Source organism: Geminicoccus sp. (assembly GCF_036263595.1).
Taxonomy (GTDB): Bacteria; Pseudomonadota; Alphaproteobacteria; order Geminicoccales; family Geminicoccaceae; genus Geminicoccus.
In genome coordinates, this window is record NZ_DATAGQ010000218.1 from 1 (window position 1) to 2,914 (window position 2,914).

Below are 2,914 nucleotides of genomic sequence, written 5' to 3' on the forward strand. Positions count from 1 at the left end.
GTCAGCGGGAGGTAGTAGAGCAGGGGCTTGCCGCCCACGCCCAGGGTGATCGAGGTCTGCTCGAGTTCGGCGGCACGCGCCGGGGCCACCAGATGGAAGGCGGCGGCAACGGCCAGGGCCGCGCCCAGGACCGTTCTGCGGGTTGTCATCAGCCTGCTCCCATGATCGGTTCAGCTAGTGGAAGTTGCCGGTGCGGGCCGCCATACCAGCAGCCGGCGCTCGATCGCCGTGACCGCCGCATCGAGCAGGATCACGAACACGGTCAACACCAGCATGCCCGAGAACACGCCGGTGACGTCGAACATGCTCTCGGCCTCCTGGATCTTGTAGCCAAGCCCGCCAGCCGACCCGAGATACTCGCCGACCACGGCACCCACCAGCGCAAAGCCGACCGAGGTGTGCAAGGAGGAGAACACCCATGTCAGTGCTGCCGGCCAGTAGACGTGGCGCATCAGCTGCCGCTCGTTCATGCCGAGCATCCTGGCATTGGCTAGCACGGTCGGGCTGACCTCGCGCACACCCTGGTAGACGTTGAAGAACACGATGAAGAAGACCAGGGTGAATCCCAGCGCCACCTTGGACCAGATGCCCAGCCCGAACCACAAGGCGAAGATCGGCGCCAGCACCACCCGGGGCAGGGCGTTCGCGGCCTTGACGTAGGGGTCGAACACGGCCGCCAGCAGCGCACGGCGCGCGAAGGTAAATCCCAGGATGATCCCGCCGACCGAGCCGGTCACGAAGGCCAGCACCGTCTCCAGCAAGGTGATGCCGACATGGCGCCAGAGCCCGCCGCCGACCAGATCCTTCCAGGTCCGCGTCAGTACATCCAGCGGCGTCGAGAAGAAGAACGGGTCGAGCAGCTTGCGGCCGCCGATCGGCACGGTGGTCAGCACGTGCCAGATCAGGAGGAAGGCCACCCCGACCAGCAGCTGGAGAAGGAGCAGGGTGGCCCGCTTCATCACACGGCCTCCCCTTGCGCATAGGCGCGCTGGACCTCGCCCTTGAGCGAAGCCCAGATCGACTTGTGGATGACACGGAATGCGGGTTCGAGCCGGATCTCGGCGATGTCGCGCGGGCGATCCAGCGCCACCGGATAATCCCCGATCAGGCGGGCAGCAGGTCCGGCGGACATGACGATGACCCGGTCGGCAAGTGCGATCGCCTCTTCGAGGTCATGGGTGACGAACATGACGGCCTTGCGCTCCGCCGCCCACAGGTCGAGCAGCAGGTTGCCCATGATCTGCCGGGTCTGGGCATCCAGTGGACCGAAGGGCTCGTCCATCAGGAGGATCTCGGGGTCGCGGATCAACATCTGCGCCAGGCCGACCCTTTTGCGCTGCCCTCCCGAGAGCATGTGCGGATAGCGGTCGGCAAAGCCGGCCAGTCCCATTCGGCCGAGCCAGGCGCGGGCGCGGACGCGAGCCTCGCTCCGCCCTATTCCGACGGGCTCAAGGGCGACCGCGACGTTGTCCAACGCCGTTTTCCAGGGCATCAGCGCGTCCTGCTGGAACAGATAGCCGGCGCGGCGGTTGAGGCCCATCAGCGGTGCCCCGAAGATCCGCAACATTCCTGCGGATGGCTGCAGGAGGCCCGCCGCGGCATTGAGCAGGGTCGACTTTCCGCAGCCGGTCGGGCCGACGATAGCGACGAACTCGCCAGGACCGACAGTCAGGTCGATGCCCTTCACGGCTTGGTAGGTGGATCGATTGCCCAGGGTGAAGGAGATTGTGACCCCGGCCAAGTCGATTGCCTGGGATACCACCTTTTCGCCGGGTTGTGGCGAATGGTCAGACAGTGTTGATGCCGCTGCCTCCTGCAATCTTACCATGAGCCTCCCCCACAATACGGATCCTGGTTACGGCGGGGGAGGCGACATGTGCAAGCCTCGTCAGTCCTACATCTTGTAGGCGTGAGTGATCGGGAGACGCTCCGCTGCCAGATGGTTGACCTGGCGCGGCCTCATGGATCAGGGACTGCGTCTGATGCCCTTGGCTGGCTGGGTTGGGCTCGAACAGCATGGACCCTGATGCTGATCGGGCAGGAGGCGGGGATCCGCCATCCACAGCCAACGGTGGTCAGATAGTGTCGGCAGGAAGGCTCTTGCGTCGGCCACCGACCTTGAGCTTGGGAAGCAGGCTGCGGCTGGCGCGCTTGCCGGCCGGCCCGGCCATGGCTGTTGCTTCCTCGGGCCGAACCTCTTCCGCCTGGAGCGGGAGCTCTGCTTGTGGCTCGACCAAAGGCGGCTCGGCTGGCCCCTGCTTGCGCGGCCGGCCACGACCCCGCTTGGCCACCGGCTCGTCCGGCACCGCCTGAAGAGGTGCTGGCCGCGTGACCTCAGCCGTCGTCGCCTGGCTGGCCAGGCGCAGCCGTAGTCCGCCCTCGATCATATCGAGATGGAGACGGTCGCCGGTACGCAGATCCAGATGGTGGCGCAGGTCGGCTGGAAGGGAAAGCCAGCCATGATCGTGCAGTCGAATGTTAGCCATGATGACAGGCATCTTTTGATGGTCATTGCAGGGGGAGGCTGAGCGCAGGACGGTGCCAGACACAAGTTCAGGCACCTTGCTCGCTGACGTTTCAGGATAGCTCAAAGCGAGAACGTTGGCCAAGACAACAGAGCGCGATGATCTATTCCCCATGAACGGCTATGGGCCGATGCGGTCCCTGGTCATCAGGGTCGCAGCCGCCATGTTGCTCCATCATCCAGCCCGTGCCGTAGGGCGCTGGGATGCGATCCGTTCCAGCCAATCCAGACTTGTTACGCGTGCAATCGATGATTACATTGCAATCAAATAGCTCGGTTAGCTCAATGCCATGGCCAGCCTCACTGTCCGCAACCTCGATCCGACCGTAAAGGAGCGGCTGCGGGTCCGTGCTGCCCGCCATGGCCGCTCGATGGAAGAAGAAGTGCGTT

4 protein-coding genes are annotated in these 2,914 nt (G+C 64.8%); 1 reads left to right on the top strand and 3 read right to left on the bottom strand.

Annotated elements, in window-relative coordinates; all coding sequences use genetic code 11:
* Positions 1-170 precede the first annotated feature (170 nt).
* From VHL31_RS24055 to VHL31_RS24065, 3 genes are all read right to left on the bottom strand, one after another.
* A complete protein-coding gene (locus VHL31_RS24055; protein WP_329663786.1) occupies positions 171-959 on the bottom strand; it encodes an ABC transporter permease in 789 nt (262 codons plus the stop codon).
* Positions 959-1,741: an ABC transporter ATP-binding protein gene (locus tag VHL31_RS24060; protein ID WP_329663787.1), complete on the bottom strand. Its 783-nt coding sequence runs from the start codon at positions 1,739-1,741 to the stop codon at positions 959-961. The genes VHL31_RS24055 and VHL31_RS24060 overlap by 1 nt, the downstream gene beginning before the upstream one ends.
* A gap of 334 nt (positions 1,742-2,075) precedes the next feature.
* The gene (locus tag VHL31_RS24065; protein WP_329663788.1) at positions 2,076-2,486 is read right to left on the bottom strand and encodes a hypothetical protein; all 411 of its coding nucleotides are present in this window, start codon (positions 2,484-2,486) and stop codon (positions 2,076-2,078) included.
* 328 nt (positions 2,487-2,814) lie between these two features.
* Between VHL31_RS24065 and VHL31_RS27095 the strand changes: the two genes are divergently transcribed.
* Positions 2,815-2,914: FitA-like ribbon-helix-helix domain-containing protein (locus tag VHL31_RS27095; protein ID WP_414653816.1), on the top strand; the 100-nt coding region annotated here is incomplete at its 3' end.

What these genes read in the sequence shown, in the direction of transcription:
- VHL31_RS24065 (WP_329663788.1), bottom strand. Translation starts at nt 2,486, where the DNA reads ATGGCTAACATTCGACTGCACGATCATGGCTGGCTTTCCCTTCCAGCC.
- VHL31_RS24055 (WP_329663786.1), bottom strand. Translation starts at nt 959, where the DNA reads ATGAAGCGGGCCACCCTGCTCCTTCTCCAGCTGCTGGTCGGGGTGGCC.